Here is a 19306-nt window from a genome sequence, read left to right as displayed (position 1 = left end):
GAATGCCTCAATCGTGGATTGATCAAACTTCATGCTTCAATTTTGCGTATGGCGGGTAGATAGGTAGGGAACGTGGCACAGGCTTCATCTCGGCGGCGGCAACTCATCAACGAAGTGCAGGCATCTCTGCCAGAGTTTCCAGTTGCAGCATTGAAGCAACTGTTCTGGCTAAGTTCTGGAGATCAAGGGTCTAGAACTTGGTTCTGGGGCATGGCAGTCATGGCAGTGCTGCTAATTTGGCACTGGAAGCTACTGTTTGCTCTAGGGATCGGTGTTCTGATTTTGTTGCTGACTCATTCATTGCAGACAGGAACCTGGCAGATTCCTTGGGCAGACTTGCGCCGCCACTTAAGAGGAACTAAGCAGCGCTTTGGCCTAGCAGTGGTCAGTGGAGCGATCGCAGCCCTTAGCACCTATATTTCCCTGGTAATTTGGAGTGAGACTGAGAGCTTTTGGAGCGCTACAGGAGCTATCCTTCAGGGTTTTGGCACATTAGCTGTCCTGGTCCTATTCATTGGGCATCTTTTGGAGCATCAGGATGAACAGCCGACCGCCCGTTTTGATCAACTCGTGCGCGATTTAACCCATGCAGATGCCTTAAAGCGCCTGATTGCCGTCCATCAGCTCACTCAAGCCGTGACTGTCCCAACTGCCGATCGTGGTCAGCGGCGCTCAGTGGTGGATTATCTTCGGTTGCTGCTGAGCCAAGAGTCAGAACCCGTAGTTCGTAACGCTGTGCTTCAAAGTCTACAATCTTTAGAAAAGGCCCATCGAATCACCCAAGCTCAACTGCCTCCGGCTTCTGCGCCAGTGGTGAAGTATACAGCAACGCGAGTGCGGCGGCCTGTGGCTACAGTACCCCTGACTAAAGTAAAGTTGTAGTGAGTTTGTGTTAGCTCAGATTTAACTTATAATAGAGAAGGAAAATAGTAAGCCAATCTCAGTACTGGCTATTCACCCATCCCTTGGCTCACAGATTTGACGATCGCGATCGCCAATTTTGATTTGGGGTGCTAGATTCGAATAGAATTACTCCGCCTCTTGACAGCGATTGCACATTGAGTACTTGAGGTCGTGAGTAAGCTCAACGAGGGATAGCTGAGTGAGCATCAGATAGGTTAAGGGCATTAAGTATGCAAAATGAAGTGACAGTCTCGAAACCCATCCGCTCCCTAGACGATGCCTTAAACCGTTGCCAGGTTTTGGGGATGCGTCTGAGTCGTCAGCGTCGCTTCATTTTGGAGTTGCTGTGGCAAGCTCATGAGCACTTGTCAGCTAGAGAAATTTATGACCGCCTGAATCGTCAGGGTAAGGCGATCGGACATACCTCGGTGTACCAAAATCTAGAAGCCCTCTCCGCGCAAGGCATTATTGAATGTATTGAGCGATCGGACGGTCGTCTCTACGGCAATATCAGCGACTCTCACAGCCATGTAAATTGCCTTGACACGAACCAGATTTTAGATATTCATATCGAATTGCCGGAAGACATTATTCGGCAGATTGAAGCGCAAGTCGGAGTCAAAATCACCGATTATCGGATTGACTTTTTTGGCTACCGGGGCGCTGAAGTGGCAGCAACGCAAGCGTCGTAAGCCTAGTAGTCTTTTAGAAGGGCTGCAATTCAGCCCTTTGTCCCATCCAGGTCGTTTCATCACTGGATGAGTCATTAAACTTTGGTAGGTTTGGCTCTATTTGCATGTAGATATGCGATGGCCAAATTATTGAGTGGCTGCGGTAGAAAATTTTTGAACTGGAAAAAGCTTGTTCTATTTGGGGATCGCTCAGGCATTCAGTTCAGTAGGTTACAACAGGGTAGTTAGCGATCGCTCAGCCGCAACTGTGACCCTACGACCGCAGGAAGCTGGATCGTCCTAGCTAAGCTTGTCTTAGCCACTGTTGAGTCATCAGTACGCCTCTCACAACCTTACTCGGATGGCTATAGATAAATTAATGATTCGATTTTGGTCACTGTGAGTTTGCAGTGCTTAAAGTTAGAGTTGATAAAGCCTGTTGGATGACCTTCCTACAGCTCGCTCACCTTCAGGGCAGGAAAGCGCTAAAGTTCGTGTATCGTAATATTTCTATGGCTTGTTAGAGTTTTGACTGCAATGATCCGGATACCTGCTATACAACTAGGGTATTGGATTAGGCCAGTCTTGACGTCATTCTTCGCTCCCCACCAGCACTCTATCCTCGCCCCAGGCACCAATTGCACCTCTAGCAATCGTTAATGCTTGCTTTGCAAACGTTAACTCTCCAATTTCGGTCGGGCTAACTAAGCTGTACCTGTGAGTAGGGCTGCAAGTCTCTCTGACAGACACAACTCCCTTAAATTTTGGGAGAGGTCGATGGGTGCCATATGGGTTTCTCTAGGTAATCGCAACAGCCGCAATTATGGCGAGAAGACAATTCTACCGATTTCGTATTCATGCTGGGAACCAGTTTCGACCTTGGCAACTGGGGCGGCAATCTAACCCACCGCCAAAAACTGAGTTGGCAGAAATTTTGACTGAGCCGACTGAGGAGCTAGGGAATGGCACAGTCTCAAACAATGCTGAACAGGAAGCGATCGCTCAGTCGGCTGCTTTTGCCGATAGACCCAATGGCACCCGAAAGGTAGCCAAGGATGAGGTAGTTCAGCCAGCCGCTAATCTAGCTGATCCCCAAGGACCAGAGGCTATACCTACAGATTCACCAGTGCTAGAACCGCGCCGTAAGCGTGGCTGGAGCTGGTCACTAGTTTGGCTGAGCGTGGTGCTGGTCTGTGGTGGTACCGGAGCAATGGCGTTGGTTTGGCTGACCATGCTGCCACCGCCGCCCAACTGCCAGCAAATTTCGCCTTTAGCCGCTGATGCAGAACGGCTGTACTGTGCTCAACAAGCAGCTCAGTCCGGTGAACTCAAGCAACTGATTGCCAGCGTGGAGTTGGTGAAGCATTGGTCTACTGAGCACCCCTTGTATAGCAGTGCTCAAAGTTCTTTAGCTGAGTGGTCGCGGGGGCTGTTGGCGATTGCCAATCAAAAGATTGGGCAGAATCAGTTAGAAGCTGCTGTAGAGATCGCCCAAAAAATTCCACCCAGTAGTCCTCTCTATCAGGACGCACAAGCAGAGATCTCCGCTTGGCAGCAAGATTGGAATCAAGGTGAAAAGATCTATGGCCAAGCCCAAGCCGCGATCAAAGCTCAGAAATGGCAAGAAGCTTGGAAGCAATCTCAAGCATTGGCAGGGCTAACCAACGAGCATTGGCGGCAACGGGTGACAGCCCTCCGGCAGCAAATTGCGGTAGAGCGGTTGGCGTGGCAGCAATTGCAACGGGCTGAGAACTTGGCCCAAGCCAATACGCCAGAAGATTTAGCAGCGGCGATCGCTTTATTGCCAAAGATCACGCCTAAAACTCATGCCAAGACAATTGCAGAGACGAAAAAAGTCACCTGGAGCAAGGATTTACTGAAATTAGCGGCGGCTCAACTGAAACAACAACAGTGGGAGTCGGCGATCGCGATCGCTGAGAAAGTGCCCGCTGGAGTTTCGGTCCTGGCTGAAGCTCAAGACCTAATTCGCTTAAGTCGGGCTTACCAAGCGGCGGCGCTCGGCAAAGTTCCAGGCAAACCTTTACATGAGCAGCTTTGGAGCTTAGTCACAGCGTTAGAAGTCTTACGCCAAATCGAGCCAGGCCGACCCTTATATAAAACGGCGCAAGCCCAGAGAGAGCGTTGGGAAATGCAGCGCCAAGACTTAGTCAATTTGCAATTTGCTCATACCTTAGCCAACTTGGGACAAGTTCCGGCTTTACGCTTAGCGATTGACCAAGCGAAGTTGGTTGTGCCAGGTCGTCCTCAGCGACTGCAAGCGCAGACCTGGATTGCTCACTGGCAAAAAGAAATTCAGCGGGTGGAAGATCGGCCTTATCTAGCCCAGGCTCAACAGTTAGCTAAGGTAGGGACGGTGAGCAGCTTACGGCAGGCGATCGCGGCGGCTAGTCAAGTTGCTCAAGGTCGGGCTCTCCGGATTGACGCCCAAACCGCGATCGCGACTTGGAAGCGCCAGATTCAGGTAGTCGAAGACCAACCACTCTTAGACCAAGCGCGGACCTTGGCAAATCAAGGTAACTTAGGCAAAGCGATTGAAGTGGCAGGACAAATTCGCTCAGGTCGGGCTTTGTATCAGGAGGCTCAGGACGCAATTTATGATTGGGCGGCACAAATTCAAATTGCAGAAGATCGCCCTATTCTAAACGAAGCATATAGTTTGGCGAGCCAAGGGAACTTGAGTCAAGCCATTAATGTGGCAGCCCAAATTAGTTATGGTCGAGCACTCTATGGAGAAGCTCAAGGCGCGATCGCGAATTGGTCTGCCGAGCGGGATGCAATTTTAGCGGCCCGTGAAGCCGAAGCTCGACAAGCTGCCCAAGACCAGCAAGCCGCCCCCGCAGAAACCCCTGCAGAAACGCCCGCAGAAGCTCCAGCGACCGATGACTCTGAGCCTGATTTTGATCCCTCAGGTGCAGCAGAACCAACGGATTCAGGAGAGCCAGAACCGCCAACGGACTCAGAGCCTAGTGAATGAAGCTAGGTGATTAAGCGAATTAGAAGGCTTAAGTATGCTAGCGTCAATCTTGGATTCAACCTGAGCTGCAAGCTGAAGCAGTTAGCAACCTGAATCATTGCTAGGCTCAGGGAAACTTGATTGCCAGTTATGGAACATTGGGCATTCGAAGCGCAATGACAGAACCGCTAGTAAAGCTGCTATTAATTGATGATGACTTGGTGTTCCGGCTAGGATTGCGAACTTGGCTGGAGCAGTTTCCTGACTTACAAGTCATTGGGGAAGCCGAGACAGAAGCCACTGTGCTACAGATTTTGGCAGCTTCTCCCGCAACGCTGATCATTCTGAATTTAGATTTGGGCAGGGCAGTTTCAACCTGGACAAGCCGGGATCAGGAAGCGGGGCTACAACTGTGTCAGTTACTGAAGCGGCAATATCCCCAAATTCCGATTTTGCTCTTGAGTGCATCCCCACTTCCAGAGGCGATCGCGGCTGCCCGTCAAGCAGGAGCGGAGGGATATTGCGCCAAAGGCACCAGAGCTGCAGAGCTATTGACAGCCATTCGGCAGGTGGCTACAGGGCAAAGTTATTGGCCTGCAAACGCTCCTGCGACGATCGCTCCATCGACTCAGCTAGGTGCAGCTTTGCCAGTCAGCGATCGCCCCCTTGCCGTCTCCCAGCGCCACCCATTGCTTGCTTTGTGGCAAAAGCAACGACTCTCAGGCTTACAGCAAATTGATGCTGCTTTGGCAGCGATTACGGCTCAACTACGACAACCAGGGTTGCCAGTCCTCGATCGCGCTGTGTTGGCGGGTCGGTGGCGAGAACTGCGGGCAGCTCGCTGGGTGGTGAATCAATTGTTAGCTCCGCCTGAGCCTGATGCAGAAGCACTGCGCGATCGCTCGTCCACCCTTTCAGACATCAGTCGATGGGAAGAAAGCGGCTGGGAAGAGAGTGCATGGGAAGAGAGCGATCGCCGCATCCCAGCTTCAGAGTCTAGCTTGCGCACATCTATAGGCTCAGAACTGGCGGCTAGCGTCCCTATAACTACGCCAGAGCTAGCAGGGCGGCCTTTGCAATCTCGCTTATTTGACCGGACAGTGAGTAAGCTGCAATCTCCCCTGCAGAATCTCACCAACACCCCTCTAGAAATCGATATTCTGCGCGAAGAAAAAAAGCGAGAATTACTCTATATTATTTTGCGTAAGTTAGAAGAAACGCTGGATGAGTTGCGATTTGCACAAGTCCAACCTGCTCAGTTGTCGGAAAAACAACCTGCTGTGATTCGAGATTTGTGGGTCGCAACTACCACAGATTTTTTTGGTAAATACTACACGTTGCAGTTGGGAGCGATGAACTTAGAAGTCGTGAAAGTTTTGCTGCAAGATACCCCAACTGTAGAGAGCGAAATTCTCAATAAAACTCCCCTTAGCTGGGATCTGTTTGCTTACCTCTTATTTCAAATCCCCCTCGTTGTAGACAATGTACCTTATGCTGCTCATACCCCAGAGGCGATCGAGCGAGCAGAATGTTTATTGCAAAACTTACTGCTGCAAGTGGCCAACGCTGTTATCCAACCTCTACTTAATCACTTTGCTGATGTGGAAGTGATTAAGCAAACTTTTTACGATCGCCGTCTGATCTCTACTCGTGAAATTGAGCGATTTAGAAATAGTTTGTCTTGGAAATATCGGCTTGAACGTTATGTGGGTGAGCCCAAAGCGATTTTTGAAAGTCAATATGAATTATTGGTTTTAGATAGTCGAGGCATCGCCAAAACCTCAATTTATTCTCCTCGCAACCAAGAACTGAGAGAATTAGCGGGTCTGCAACTCGCCGTTACTTTGGTATTAGAAACTAGGGATGCGATCGCACCTCGGTTTCGCTCAGCGATCGCGTTTTTGGGCAGTGGTTTCGTTTATGTCTTAACTGAAGTGCTGGGGCGAGGCATTGGCTTAATCGGGCGCGGCATTTTACAGGGGATTGGCAGTGCTTGGCAAGACACCAAGATTGGTAAAAACGGTGAGCGTCCTAAACAGTAACTTTAGGATTTCAGCGGCGTTTAGCGTAGCGAGCCACTAATTCTGCTGCCGCTAAGATATGTCCGTTCATTGCTGCTTCCAATTGCGCTTTGGTCGCACCTGATTGCAAAGATAAGGCGCGATCGAGTGCGTAGAGCTTGAAGACATAGTGGTGGGTGCCATTGGGAGGACAAGGACCACCGTACCCTAGATTTCCGAAGTCATTTTTACCGTGGGTGCCACCTTTAAGGAGCGTGGCTTGGGGAGCGATGCCTTCAGGTAGGTGGAGCGTTTCCGGCGGCAAGTCGTAAACCACCCAATGTACAAAAATGCCGACCGGGGCATCTGGGTCATCTACAATCAGCGCCAAGCTTTCCGTTTCGGCTGGGGGTGCGTCCCAACTTAAAGGTGGCGAAATATTGGCCCCATCACAGGTGTACTGAGATGGAATTAAACTGTCAGCTTCAAACGCAGAGCTTTCAAGTTTCATGGTTTTCACCCAGTGCCTTTTTCCTGGATGATAAGTCGCGATCGCTAAAGCGGCTGATAGAAGATAAAAAGCTTAGCGATCGCGTTTGCTGGTGCCGACCTAGACGCTGAGTTTAAGCACTAAAGTATTTTGCTTCTGGGTGATAGGCAATCATGGCCGTGGTGGATTGCTCTGGGTAGAGTTGTTCGCTTTCGTCCATGTGTAAGTGGATGCGATCGCTGCCTAACAAGTCCAGCAATTTGTATTGGTCCTGCATGTTGGGGCAGGCGGGGTAGCCGAAGCTGTACCGAGAACCGCGATAGCGCTGCGCCAAGATATCCCGGATGTTTTCGGGGTCTTCATTGCCAAAGCCCAGTTCACGACGAATCCGGGCATGAAGCCACTCGGCCAGAGCTTCCGCCATCTGCACCGCTAACCCGTGGAAGTAGAGGTAGTCGGTGTAGTTGTGGGCATCAAACAGCTTTTTGGCATATTCCGTGGCAATCTCGCCCATTGTTACCGCTTGCATCGGGAACACATCGACCTGGCCTGACTCCTTGGGAGCAAAAAAGTCAGCAATACAGAAGCGACGGAGCGATCGCTGACGCGGGAACTTAAAGGTCGCGATCGGATCTCCCAAAGATGAACCATTCGTGGCTACAGCAGGATTATAGAGATAAAGAGAATTTCCTTCTGCCTGACAAGGGAAATATCCGTAGATCGCTTGAGGATGTAACAGCTTCTCCTCAACAATCTTCTGTTTCCACTGCTCCAGAACTGGATATACCTTCTCTTGCAAGAAGGCATCATACTCTTCCCGCGATTGCTCTCTGGGCTTACGGAACTGCCACTGTCCCGCGATCAATGCTTGCAGATCGAGATATCCAAATAGCTCCTCCACAGGGATATCCTCGGACTGCAAAACTTGTGTACCCCAGAAAGGAGGGATGGGTCGAGGAATATCAATGGCGATCGCTTCTGAGCGCTGGGTGTTTTCGGTGAGGGGTGAGGAGTCAGGGGTGAGGAGTGATCCGGATTCATTACTGGCGATCGCGTTATCTCCTTGAGAGCTAAATTCTTGTTCCGGCTCCTCTCTTTTCTCTTCTCTCCCCTCACCTAAAAATCCCACGCGATCGTCCCATTCACCCGCAGTCTTAGCAGGCATGAGTTTGTCCATGAAGTGCAGATCGGAGAAGGCATCTTTGCCGTAGATTACCTGGCCTTTGTAAGCACGACGGCAATCTTCGTTAACGAATTTGGGTGTTAGAGCTGCACCACCAAGAATCACGGGTACTGTAATTCCTCGCTCGTTAAATATCTCCAAGTTCTCTTTCATGAACGCAGTAGACTTCACCAGCAGACCGCTCATGGCAATACAGTCTGCTTGGTGTTTCTCGTAAGCTTCAATGATGTTGTCTACAGGCTGCTTAATACCGATGTTGACAACTTTGTAGCCGTTGTTGGTGAGGATAATATCTACTAGGTTTTTGCCGATGTCATGCACATCTCCTTTTACCGTGGCAATCACCACCGTTCCCTTGGCCTGCCCGGATTCCTCCTTTTCCATGAATGGTTCTAAATGGGCAACGGCGGCTTTCATAGTTTCTGCTGATTGCAACACGAAAGGAAGTTGCATTTGCCCTGAGCCAAATAGTTCCCCTACGACTTTCATGCCGTCGAGCAAGAAGGTGTTGACGATTTCTAAGGGAGGATACTTCTCTAGAGCTTTGGTGAGTTGTTCTTCTAATCCAATCCGCTCACCGTCGATGATGTGCCGCTTCAGGCGTTCTTCAACAGGGAGCTTGTCATCTTCCGAGCGATCGCGTTTGGTAGTCTTGCCTTCAAACAGGGTAGTGAGTTCGCCGAGCGGATCATAAACACAGACATCTCCCTCAAATTGCCGCTCATCGTAAATCAGCTTGCGACAGACTTCTTGGTGTTCTGGCTCGATCTTCGCCAACGGCAAAATCTTGTTGGGGCTGACGATCGCCGCATCCATCCCTGCCTCCATCGCCTCATGCAAGAACATGGAGTTCAGCACAACGCGAGCTGCAGGATTGAGGCCAAAGGAGACGTTGGAGACACCGAGGATCATGTGACAACCAGGCAACTCAGCCCGAATCCGGCGAATCGCTTCAATCGTGGCTTTGCCGTTGGCGCGGTCTTCCTCAATCCCGGTCGAGATCGGTAGCGCTAGCGGGTCAAAAAAGATTTCGTGAGCGGGGATGCCGTATTCCACAGCGGCTCGGTAGGCGCGTTGGGCGATCGCGAATTTCCTCTCAGCGGTGCGGGCCATCCCCTCTTCATCGATGGTGCCGACAACCACACCAGCCCCATATTCTTTCGCTAGCTCTAGCACTTTGTAGAATCGATCTTCACCGTCTTCGTAGTTAGTGGAGTTTAGCAAGCACTTTCCGCCCGCAACTTTCAGCCCTGCCTCCATTTTTTCCCACTCAGTAGAGTCGAGCATCAGCGGCAGCGTCACGTTGGTTACGAGGCGCGACACCAGTTCCCGCATATCCCGCACGCCGTCGCGTCCCACATAATCGACGTTGACATCGAGGATATGAGCACCTTCCCGCACCTGAGCTTTGGCTAGCGACACCAACCCGTCCCAATCTTCGGCATTGAGCAAGTCGCGGCACTTTTTAGAACCGCTGGCGTTGAGGCGTTCTCCGACAATCAAGAAAGAATTGTCTTGCTCGTAGGGTTGAGCGCTGTAAATCGAGGACGCTGAAGGCACGTAATGGATCGGTGCCCGACCCGTAGCCTCAGTGGAAGGCCGCACCTCGCGAGTCTTAGGCGTGAGGGTTTGGGCGACCTCGGCCAACTGCTGAATATGGTCAGGCCGAGTCCCGCAACAACCACCAATTACTTGCACACCCCAATCTTCGATAAACCGCAGCAGCGACATCCGCAGTTCCATCGGGGTTAGCTTGTAGTGAGCATGACCACCAATGTTTTCGGGCAGACCTGCGTTGGGGATACAGGAGACCACAAACGGTGAATATTCGCACAAATACTTGATGTGTTCGGCCATGCGATCAGGGCCAGTGGCGCAGTTGAGGCCCAGAATATCGATCGGGTATGGCTCCAGGATCGACAATACGGCACTAATATCAGAACCAACCAGCATCGTGCCCTGGACTTCCATCGTCACCGATACCATCAACGCGCGGCGATCGCCCTTCTTCTGGAACACCGACTCTACCGCATTCAGCGCTGCCTTAATTTGCAGCACATCTTGGCAAGTTTCGATAATGAACAAATCCACCCCACCATCAAACAACCCTTCGGCTTGCTCAGCAAACGCAGCTTTGAGGGTATCGTAGTCGATGTTGCCCAGCGTTGGTAGCTTGGTGCCTGGTCCCATTGAACCCGCCACGAATCGGGGTTTTTCGGGGGTAGAAAACTCAGCCGCCACCCCTTTCGCCAGCTCAGCCGCAGCTTTGTTGAGGTAATAAGCCTTGTCTGCCAAGTCGTACTCGGCCAACACGAACGAGCTAGCGCCAAACGTATCAGTTTCAATCACATCGGCTCCTGCAATTAGGAAGTCGCGATGCACCTTGGCGACGGCTTCTGGCTTGGTATGGATTAGATACTCGTTACACCCTTCGTACTGCGGGCCACCAAAGTCTTCAGCAGTTAGGTTCTGGGTTTGCAGCGAGGTACCCATTGCCCCATCAAACACAAGAACAGGGCGAGCGGGACTGTGAAGACGCGCGAGGAAGGGGCTAGTCATAGCGATACTGAGCGAAGTTCTTAAATAATCATGATCCAGTAAGCTCTAGATTACCAATCCTGCTCGGTATCTGGGGACTTTTTATAAATTGAGGGGTGCGATCGCATTCTTCAATCTCAATTGCTACGTGAAGACAGTAAGCACATCTAGCTAAATTTTGTTAGTTATAGCTCGCTGTATCTAGCCACATAACTCTAGAATAAACGCACTGCCTAAAGGGGTATAGGGGTGTATATGCTGCGTTTCCCCCGTCGCTGAAGCAGCCGTAAGACGTTAGTTATATTCAGCAGTTCTTTAAACTTTTTATCAATTCATCGATATCGGTTTTATCTTCAACACTTCGGTAGTAAGTCGGAAGAAAACCTTTCGGTGGGTTGGAACAGTGTTCTTGGAAATCAAGCAGCTCTAATAAATCTTGATCTTCACGAGTATAAGCAAGAGCTAGAAATTTAAACAAACCTGTACTAGAAACTATTTGTGCCCAATTATGCAAAGCTTGGGCAATTAATAAATGAAAATTCTGTTCAGGCGTATTCAGCATTATTCCAGATATATACCAGGTTTTACATTTGAAGGCCTCGGCTTGCGAAAAGATATCATGAGCACGAATATTTTTTTCTTTCTTCCGAAATTCCTTGATTTCTTCAAAGCACTCTTCAGTAAGCGGCCATATTCCTATCGAGCCCAAGATTTTTGATCCACGTGTCATGAGTAGAATTCCGGGTGGGTATTGTGTCCACCATTCCATAAAAACTTCAATATCAATGTTGTAGTCCCCATAGGCTTGTTGATCAAGCCTCCATAAACGTTTTAATGTCTCTTTATCTGAAATAGTTCTAAACCTTAGCTCCTTATCTTGCCTCATCATTGACTGAATTTTTCTTATATGGCTTCTTGTTGGTTTTGGTGGTTTGAATGTGAGATAGCAGTATAAAACGTAAAACCATATCAGTAGATTAGGTATTCCAACTAATCCCTTTATTAGCCAAGATTCGATAGAAACTACTTGGCCCAAAGTAGTTGATATTGAGAATACAGATCCAGCAAGAATAAGAGCTTTAGTACGCTTGTCGCACATCATTGAGTACCATTAAGTAAATGAATGTTCGAGTGTCTACAAAAGCTTGCAGAAGCGATCGCTAATCTGAAAAAGTATTGGAGCGATCGCGCTTGACCAAAACTTAGGAGGAGCGATCGCTGCTAGATACTAACGATAGAGCTAACCAATAGAGTTACATCTGGAAAGGCGACAGGGGCGATTGTTCCTTGGGTGAGAGTTGATTTTGATGTGTACTCCCCATCTTGAGGATCGCGGAATACAACCAGTTGTCTCTTTTTAAGGTTGGCTACCCAATACTCTGGGATTACAGCTTCAGCATAGACCTTGCTTTTGAACTCCAGATCTTTTTCTAAAGTGGAGTCTGAGTATTCAATCAACCAAAAAACGTTTTCTGGGTAAGGGTGATGCTGTAAGTACTCTCGCCCTAACCGTTGCACAACTGCAATATCTGGTTCTGGCTCGGAGTTGTTGGGTAATGTAATAGGTTTAGCTGCACGAATAAGAGCGCGATCGCCCAGTAACCGACTGAGATAGTCTCCTGCTTCACTGCTGAAATAAGCATGAGCTTCTCCCTCCGGTGCCATCTCAACAATTTCTCCCTTCAGCAATTCCACCCGGCGATGATCCAAAATACCTGCTGCGATTATGCGATGGTATTCATCTATCGTCCACTTAGCAACAGTGACGCTCATAGGCGATCGCTTGATTCTCAACTTATCTCACATCGTAGCTCAGCCAGAAACGTGTATCCGAAATAGTATGATCGCGCTTGACCAAAGTTTGAAGGGGCGATCGCTTTATGTTTTGTCGTCTTTTACCCATTCATAAGGCTGGAGTTTAAAGTCCAACACTTTTTTGAAGTCATGAATAATCGATCGCATACTCTCAATACTGGTGATGAGGGTCTGTTGTCCTTTTTTCCAGTCTGTGCGATCGACGGTGCCAATGACGAGGTAATCATTACCAATCAAATTTGGTTTGCCCTGGTGCATACACATTGCTGCTAATAGTTCCTCCAATTCATCTTGATGAAGAATTAGTAGCTCGCAGGAAGGGCAATAACGACAGGTCTTATTGAGTATGAGAGGTTGTATTGGTTCTAAGAACACGAAGAGGGGAAACTTCCGTAGTTTGGTTTTAGCCTCGCATTTGGGGCAGGAAGTAAACCGTACATCTTTGTAAGGATTTAAAAAAATTTGTGGCGGGGTGTTTGCTTGCCGAAATGTTTCATTTTCCTCTCCTGTTCAGCATTTTAACGTTAGGCTAGCCGATCGCGATCGCCTGATGCCGTTTTTGATGTTTTTTAACTGAACTTACTGATTACTCCGGTTTAAGCTGACGTTATAGGGAGTTATGTCACGAGAGAGTGCCTTATGTCTGACACAAAAACTCTACCTCGCCTCAGCGAAGCGCAGGTTCGTCAACTTGCGACCAAGCAGAGTTTTGAACGGGGCGATCGCTATTACCGCGATGGTGCAATGATCAATCCAACACTTCAAGGATTGGAATTGCGGGCGGATTGTCAAGGTTCAGGGCTCTATGTTCTCTGGGTGCACGTAGATAACATAGCCAAAGCTACTGCCAAAGGCACCTAATACCAATATTGAACTAGATAGTCCAGAGCGATCGCCCTTGTATTCCAATTGCAAAGGCGATCGCTTTTTGTAGTTTTATGGCCTGAACATCATTATCTAGTTAGGCAGACATCACCCAACTCTGGAGATTAGAACTGAATTGAGTGAGGTCTACGTTTTTCACAATGGCAACAGTTTGGGCAGAACTAGTCTGGAACAGAATATCTGCGCCTTGAGGAATCGCTACACTAATGCTGCTACCAGAAGTCACAATCGAGTCGGTGCCAATCTGGAAATCTGTAATGACGTGAGGAGTGCCAGGGATGACGGACTCGTTAATCCAGAACTGGTCTCGACCTGCTCCTCCTGTCATGGTGCTGCCTCTGCTGCCACCAAATAACAAGTCATCACCATCACCACCTAACAGTTGGTCTGCGCCACCGAGTGCGCCTACTCTGCCCTCTGACTTGCCATACTGCATATAGTGAGAAAATCCACTGGTGAAAACTCCCTGAACTACTGCTGTTGCGACATCTGAGTTGCTTCCTAGATAGTAGCTTTCGCTGTAGAAACTACTGGGATTACGACCTTCTTTGTGACCGTGCTGACTGAAGTGGTCAAATCCACTGGCGAAGGCTCCTTGAGCTACCGCTGCCGCGACATCTGAGTTGGTAGAGAGGTAGTATCTCTCATTAAACAGTAAGTCATCGCTACGACCTTCAAATTGTCCGTGACTTAGGAAGTGTTCTAATCCGCTGCTGATGACACCTTGGGCCACAGCAACAGCTACATCTGGATTCTCACCCAGATAGATTGTTTCATCGAAGGAGTGACTAGCGACTCGACCTTCATACAGACCGTGGTTCACAAAGTGAACAAGACCACTGCTGAAGGCACCCTGATCAACAGCAGCAGCCACATCTGGATTCTGCTCTAAGTAGAGAGCTTCATCATAGAACTCGCTGGGGTTACGGCCCTCATAGAGACCATGTTGGGTAAAATGGTCAAAGCCGTTGCGAAATCTGCCCAGAGCTACTGCCATTGCGACATCTGAATTCTGCTCTAGATAGAAGGATTCATCAAACAGCCGAGTCAGGATGCCTCCATCAGGTGCTCCAGTGAAACGAGCTTGCTGAGCGAGGGTGAGAATACCTTCAGAGGTAGACTCAGCGATGAGGGTATCATTCCCTGCTCCTCCAGAGAGGATGTTGCTGCCGCGATTGCCAATGATGATGTTATCGAGGGTATTCCCTGTACCATTCGTGTTTTGATGGCCTGTGAGAGTCAAGTTTTCTAAGTCAGGACCCAAAGTCCAAGCAACACTCGATCGCACAGTAGACACACTTGGTATTTGATTGTTGTAGTCCCACTCTCGAACACCATCGCCAACGCTATCGACGATGTAGATATGATTGCCTACACCACCATACATAAAGTCGTCTCCAACCCCACCGTTGAGGACGAAGCTGATACCACTCGTATCCGTTACTGATGGAGCATCAGCCAGAATAAAGTCGTCGCCTGCGCCACCAAACAGAAAACCGCTCCCGCCATAAATTTCTATGTTGTCATTTCCTTCACCTCCATCTACGATATTGAAACCGTCAGAGGGATATATGAGATCGTTGCCTGCGCCGCCGAAGATGAGGTTATCGCCAGCTGTATATATCTCATCATTTCCACCTTGTCCATCCAAAATATCAAAGGAATCTTCACTTCCGGAATCATTCAAATAGTTGTCCTGCTCGTCGCCAGCAATGTAAGCCATGTGAGATATCCCTAGAATTCGTGAAATTTGTGAGTGTTGAATCTTGTTAGCAAGGCAATTCCCACTGTCTGCGATCGCGGTAGGAAGCCTCGGATTTAAATCTGGTATTTTTGGGGTGTAGATACCAGATGCTATCTGAATGCAGAATGTAGAAGATTTGGAAAGCGCTTGAGAGACGATCGCTTCCGTAAGAGAATCTAAGAGACTAGAAAAACATGGATTACATTACTACCGCAGCTGCTATCTGGAGCGTTGTCTACCGTTAACCGAATAGCCGTCGTCGCTCTTACCAAAAATGATGTCATGCTTGATTCCTCCTAGATGCAGCGGGTGTCTATGTATCACCTTGTAGAATTAATGGTAAATTTTGTAACCTTATTTCAGCTTCCTCCAGTAGATTCACCCAGAAGCAGGATTTGGTGGATTTACGGAGGATTTTTCCCCAGGTTCCTCAAACCCAGTGATTGTCCTATATTGAGCTGCCCTTTAGGTGGCTGAAACCCAACTTTACTGGGTAGGGCGATCGCACCCAGACGCGCAACATTAGGCTCTAAACGACATTAGACAAGCGGCAAACTGGAGGCTGGAGGCGTTAAGTTCAGCGGATTTTTCATCTTCCATCGTCATTAATTCACGCTCTTTAGATGATCACAGTACGATCAAGCTGAGGGGTATTAAAGGCTTGGGTTTTGAAACTTGGTGGATAAAAGCTAAGCTACCTCTCTGGATCAGCTTGCAACTTCTTTGGGTTCTATGTTTTTCCCTTCTGCACTCTGGCTTAGTTCAGCGATCGCTCATGATCACTTGAGTGTTTCGCCTGACCTACCTATGACTGAAGTTGTGAAGCTGATGAGCCAGGCTCATAAAAGCTATGTGTTAGTCGTAGATGCAGATCAGCTAGTTGGCATTTTTACTGAACGAGATGTGGTGAGGCTGACAGCAGCCAAAACTTCCTGGTTAGAGGAGGCGATCGCTACGGTGATGACAACTCCCGTTATCACATTGCAGGAATCTGAAGCTACGGATGTTTTGGTTTTGTTATCGCGCTTATGGAGACATCGGATTCGTCATTTGCCGATTTTAGATCAGCGAGAACGCATTATCGGTGTCGTGACTCGCCAAAGTATCCGCGAAGCCCTCAAGCCCGCAGCGCTACTCAAGGCGCGGCAGATTCATGAAGTCATGGTTAGCCCCGTGGTGGCTGCCCCCATCACGACCTCTGTGCTGCAACTCAGCCAACTCATGCACCAGCACCAGATTAGTTGCGTGGTTCTGGTACAGCCTGAGGCGACAAATCCAGCGATCGCAAAGCCAATTGGTATCTTGACGGAGCGGGATGTAGTGCGGTTACAGGCGCAAAATTTAGACTTGGCCCAAACCTCCGTAGTGGCAGTAATAAATCGGCCATTGCATGCCATCCAACCGCAAGCTTCTCTTTGGAGCGCCCACGAGCAGATGCAACAACATCAAATCCGGCGACTAGTGGTGGTGGGAGAAACGGGGGAGCTGCTAGGTTTGGTAACTCAAAGTAGCATCCTGCAATCGCTTGATCCGTTGGAGTTACATCCAACATTAGATGCGCTGCAACAGGAGGTAGAGGCTCGGACGCAAGAAATGCAGCAGACCAATGAGCAATTGCAGCGAGAAATTGTGGAACGGGTGAAAGTAGAGCAAACGCTGCAAAGTCAAATTGCCAAAGAGCAATTGATGAGTGCGATCGCCAATCACATGCGGCAGTCGTTGCATCTAGACACCATCTTGAACACAACCGTGGAGGAAGTGAGGCAGTTTCTGCAAGTCGATCGGGTGCTGATTTACCGCTTTGAATCGAATGGGAACAGTACCGTTGCTGTAGAGTCGGTAGCAACCGATCGGATGTCGATCGTGGGGAAGGTGATGGAGGCTGCTTATTTTACCAAGCGTTGCCGACAGTCTTATCAGATGGGGCAGATGCAAGCGATCGCCGACGTGACTCAAGCCAATTTGCCATCGCGTTACCTGCATTTACTGGCTCTGCTTCAAGCTCGTGCGGCTTTAACTGTGCCCATTCTTCGAGGCGACGAACTTTGGGGGCTACTCAGTGCCTATCAATGTGCCCAACCGCGACAGTGGCAACCCATAGAAATTGAACTGCTGCAACAGTTATCGACTCAGGTCGGCATTGCGATTCAACAAGCCCAGCTTTACCAGCAACTAGAAGTAGCGAACCAAGAACTACGGCGGTTAGCAAATTCGGACGGGCTAACCCAGTTAGCCAACCGTCGCTCTTTTGACGAATATTTAGATAAAGAGTGGCGACGTGCCTTGCGACACCGGACGCCCCTAGCGCTGATCATGGGCGATGTCGATTTCTTTAAACGCTATAACGATTGTTATGGGCATCTTAGGGGCGATCGCTGTTTGCAACAAGTGGCGGCGGTGCTGCGTCAAACAGCAAAGCGACCAGCAGACCTAGCGGCTCGCTATGGGGGTGAGGAGTTCGCCATTCTACTACCCAATACAGAAGATCGAGGTGCGACGTTGGTGGCCACAGAAATTCAAACCCGGATTCAGACTTTGCGAATTCCTCATGCTCAGTCCTCGATTGCGGATTATGTCACCTTAAGCTTAGGGATTGCTTGCTTAGTTCCTCGAACTGGCATTGCTCCCACGTTCTTAATTGCGGCGGCTGACAAAGCTTTATATCAAGCAAAAATGGCAGGACGCGATCGCTACTTGATCTATCAGGAGTCAACTCAAGGCTGAAGTTTCTAATTTATTGGCATTTCTGCACCGAATCTGTCAAAGTAATTCTCAAAGTGCTGTTGCCCCAAGCCCATGCTATCAGCTCGTTTTTTCCGCTTTTTTCAGCACCTAAACTGGACAACGATTAAAGAGGTCATTGACTCTGCTGGTAAGCAGCGGCTACCAGGGCTCTCCGCAGAAATGGCTTACAACGCCATGTTGGGGCTGTTTCCGGCAATTCTGGCTGTTTTGACGGCGATCGGGCTATTTGAATCCCTGCAAGGAACGCTGCAAAGGCTAGCGTCTCAACTCAGTCAAGTCGCCCCTGAGGAAGTGCAGATTCTCATTCAAAACTTTGTCAGAGGCATCAGCCAAACTCGGAACCGTAGTTTGTTCTCCCTCAGTTTCATTGCAGCAATTTGGGCATCTTCCGGCGCGTTGAGTGCGGCAATGACGGCTTTTGACCACATCCAGCAAGTTCCACCAGAGCAAACCCGTCCGTTTTGGAAAGCTAAATTGGTTTCTGTCGCACTTACGGTCGGCACGATTTTGCTGTTACTGATGGCATCGTTTCTGATGTTTATTAGTGACTTGATCGTCAAACATGTAGCCAGCCAAAGCGGTTTTTTAGGATCAGGGTTGCTGTCAACTTGGCGGCTACTGAGTTGGCCTTTGGCTCTGGGAATTGTCTCAGCAGCGTTTGCCTTTATTTATCGCTATGGTCCTAGCCAATGGAAGATTGGCACGCCCATCATGCCGGGAGCAGTACTAGCAGCAGTATTTTGGGCGATTCTCTCAAGTTTGTTTCGATACTATGTCTCCCATTTTGGCGACTTTAACCGAGCTTATGGTGCCATTGGTGCGGTGATTGTCTTGTTGCTCTGGCTTTACCTCAGCTCCTTGGTGCTCCTGATTGGCAATCAGTTGAATGTCACGGTGGGTGCAGCGATGCGGCAACAACACCGACAAAACGTGATTCAGGCAATCAAGCTATCGCGCTCGTTGCAGCCCAGCGACAATCCCACTACCGATAGTCAGAAATAAGAGAAACCAGAGGATGGCGCTGGAAAGAAACGATAAAACACCAAACCCCCTCAAAATCCAAATCACCACGGTAATGCCCAAGCAGATGAAAAAAAACTTGGTAGTAGGGTGAGAAAATTTCCGAGAGAAGTTATGCATTGCTCTTTACGTCCTCAACTCAGCAAAACGCTGTCAGCGATCGCCCTCATTGTGGCATGAGAAATAGAGCGAGTTAAAGCAGTAGGGGCGGCTGAGAAATGTTTAATTAAGTAGGAATTGGTTTACAGATTCTTACAAAATTTTGCGGAATCTTTATTTAGAATCAACCCCTTTTCCTGGAGATCTAGGTAAGGTGGTGAATAAATCAAGTAGAACCT

Annotated in this window: 13 protein-coding genes; 7 read left to right on the top strand and 6 right to left on the bottom strand. The window is 49.1% G+C overall.

Annotation, left to right across the window (positions count from 1 at the left end):
* The first annotated feature begins 72 nt into the window (after positions 1-72).
* The 4 genes from NDA01_RS14235 (at position 73) to NDA01_RS14220 (ending at position 6590) form a co-directional block, all read left to right on the top strand.
* Positions 73-882: a hypothetical protein gene (locus tag NDA01_RS14235; RefSeq protein WP_348228449.1), complete on the top strand. Its 810-nt coding sequence runs from the start codon at positions 73-75 to the stop codon at positions 880-882.
* A 251-nt stretch (positions 883-1133) separates the two neighbouring features.
* Entirely contained in the window at positions 1134-1595 is a 462-nt protein-coding gene (locus NDA01_RS14230; RefSeq protein ID WP_190431861.1) for a Fur family transcriptional regulator, read from the top strand.
* 802 nt (positions 1596-2397) lie between these two features.
* Positions 2398-4569 carry a coiled-coil domain-containing protein gene (locus tag NDA01_RS14225; RefSeq protein WP_348228448.1) on the top strand — a complete coding sequence of 724 codons (2172 nt, stop codon included), beginning with the start codon at positions 2398-2400 and terminating at the stop codon, positions 4567-4569.
* 155 nt (positions 4570-4724) lie between these two features.
* On the top strand, positions 4725-6590 hold the full coding sequence (locus NDA01_RS14220) for a DUF3685 domain-containing protein (RefSeq protein ID WP_348228447.1): 1866 nt from the start codon (positions 4725-4727) through the stop codon (positions 6588-6590).
* Positions 6591-6600: 10 nt separating this feature from the next.
* Here the strand turns inward: NDA01_RS14220 and NDA01_RS14215 are convergent, their stop codons facing one another.
* The 5 genes from NDA01_RS14215 to NDA01_RS14195 all read right to left on the bottom strand — a co-directional run bounded on the left by NDA01_RS14215 (position 6601) and on the right by NDA01_RS14195 (position 12832).
* Positions 6601-7059, bottom strand: coding sequence for a YbhB/YbcL family Raf kinase inhibitor-like protein (locus NDA01_RS14215; protein WP_348228446.1), 459 nt, complete (start codon positions 7057-7059; stop codon positions 6601-6603).
* 112 nt (positions 7060-7171) lie between these two features.
* Positions 7172-10780, bottom strand: a complete 3609-nt coding sequence (metH, locus tag NDA01_RS14210) for a methionine synthase (RefSeq protein ID WP_348228445.1) — start codon at positions 10778-10780, stop codon at positions 7172-7174.
* 283 nt (positions 10781-11063) lie between these two features.
* Positions 11064-11648: a hypothetical protein gene (locus NDA01_RS14205; RefSeq protein WP_348228444.1), complete on the bottom strand. Its 585-nt coding sequence runs from the start codon at positions 11646-11648 to the stop codon at positions 11064-11066.
* A 332-nt stretch (positions 11649-11980) separates the two neighbouring features.
* Positions 11981-12532 (bottom strand): Uma2 family endonuclease, encoded by a 552-nt coding sequence (locus NDA01_RS14200; RefSeq protein ID WP_190554487.1) that lies wholly within the window; start codon positions 12530-12532, stop codon positions 11981-11983.
* 105 nt (positions 12533-12637) lie between these two features.
* A complete protein-coding gene (locus NDA01_RS14195) occupies positions 12638-12832 on the bottom strand; it encodes a hypothetical protein (RefSeq protein WP_348228443.1) in 195 nt (64 codons plus the stop codon).
* 381 nt (positions 12833-13213) lie between these two features.
* On the opposite strand from NDA01_RS14195, the gene NDA01_RS14190 reads away from it, so the two are divergent.
* Positions 13214-13435: a hypothetical protein gene (locus NDA01_RS14190; protein WP_348228442.1), complete on the top strand. Its 222-nt coding sequence runs from the start codon at positions 13214-13216 to the stop codon at positions 13433-13435.
* A 100-nt stretch (positions 13436-13535) separates the two neighbouring features.
* On the opposite strand, the gene NDA01_RS14185 is transcribed toward NDA01_RS14190, so the two are convergent.
* Positions 13536-15182: a calcium-binding protein gene (locus tag NDA01_RS14185; RefSeq protein ID WP_348228441.1), complete on the bottom strand. Its 1647-nt coding sequence runs from the start codon at positions 15180-15182 to the stop codon at positions 13536-13538.
* Between the two features lie 753 nt (positions 15183-15935).
* On the opposite strand from NDA01_RS14185, the gene NDA01_RS14180 reads away from it, so the two are divergent.
* Both NDA01_RS14180 and NDA01_RS14175 read left to right on the top strand, forming a co-directional pair.
* Positions 15936-17927, top strand: a complete 1992-nt coding sequence (locus NDA01_RS14180) for a diguanylate cyclase domain-containing protein (RefSeq protein WP_348228440.1) — start codon at positions 15936-15938, stop codon at positions 17925-17927.
* Between the two features lie 72 nt (positions 17928-17999).
* Positions 18000-18950, top strand: a complete 951-nt coding sequence (locus NDA01_RS14175) for a YihY/virulence factor BrkB family protein (protein WP_348228439.1) — start codon at positions 18000-18002, stop codon at positions 18948-18950.
* The last annotated feature ends 356 nt before the right edge of the window (positions 18951-19306 follow it).

This window comes from Trichocoleus desertorum AS-A10 (assembly GCF_039962155.1).
Taxonomy (GTDB): Bacteria; Cyanobacteriota; Cyanobacteriia; order FACHB-46; family FACHB-46; genus Trichocoleus.
This window is presented reverse-complemented; position numbering and strand designations above follow the sequence as displayed.

Excerpts from the sequence above, each read along its gene's own strand:
- NDA01_RS14230 (WP_190431861.1), top strand. The coding sequence starts at position 1,134 with ATGCAAAATGAAGTGACAGTCTCGAAACCCATCCGCTCCCTAGACGAT.
- NDA01_RS14225 (WP_348228448.1), top strand. The coding sequence starts at position 2,398 with ATGGCGAGAAGACAATTCTACCGATTTCGTATTCATGCTGGGAACCAG.
- NDA01_RS14220 (WP_348228447.1), top strand. The coding sequence starts at position 4,725 with ATGACAGAACCGCTAGTAAAGCTGCTATTAATTGATGATGACTTGGTG.
- NDA01_RS14215 (WP_348228446.1), bottom strand. The coding sequence starts at position 7,059 with ATGAAACTTGAAAGCTCTGCGTTTGAAGCTGACAGTTTAATTCCATCT.
- metH (WP_348228445.1), bottom strand. The coding sequence starts at position 10,780 with ATGACTAGCCCCTTCCTCGCGCGTCTTCACAGTCCCGCTCGCCCTGTT.
- NDA01_RS14205 (WP_348228444.1), bottom strand. The coding sequence starts at position 11,648 with ATGATGAGGCAAGATAAGGAGCTAAGGTTTAGAACTATTTCAGATAAA.
- NDA01_RS14200 (WP_190554487.1), bottom strand. The coding sequence starts at position 12,532 with ATGAGCGTCACTGTTGCTAAGTGGACGATAGATGAATACCATCGCATA.
- NDA01_RS14195 (WP_348228443.1), bottom strand. The coding sequence starts at position 12,832 with ATGCACCAGGGCAAACCAAATTTGATTGGTAATGATTACCTCGTCATT.
- NDA01_RS14190 (WP_348228442.1), top strand. The coding sequence starts at position 13,214 with ATGTCTGACACAAAAACTCTACCTCGCCTCAGCGAAGCGCAGGTTCGT.
- NDA01_RS14185 (WP_348228441.1), bottom strand. The coding sequence starts at position 15,182 with ATGGCTTACATTGCTGGCGACGAGCAGGACAACTATTTGAATGATTCC.
- NDA01_RS14180 (WP_348228440.1), top strand. The coding sequence starts at position 15,936 with ATGTTTTTCCCTTCTGCACTCTGGCTTAGTTCAGCGATCGCTCATGAT.
- NDA01_RS14175 (WP_348228439.1), top strand. The coding sequence starts at position 18,000 with ATGCTATCAGCTCGTTTTTTCCGCTTTTTTCAGCACCTAAACTGGACA.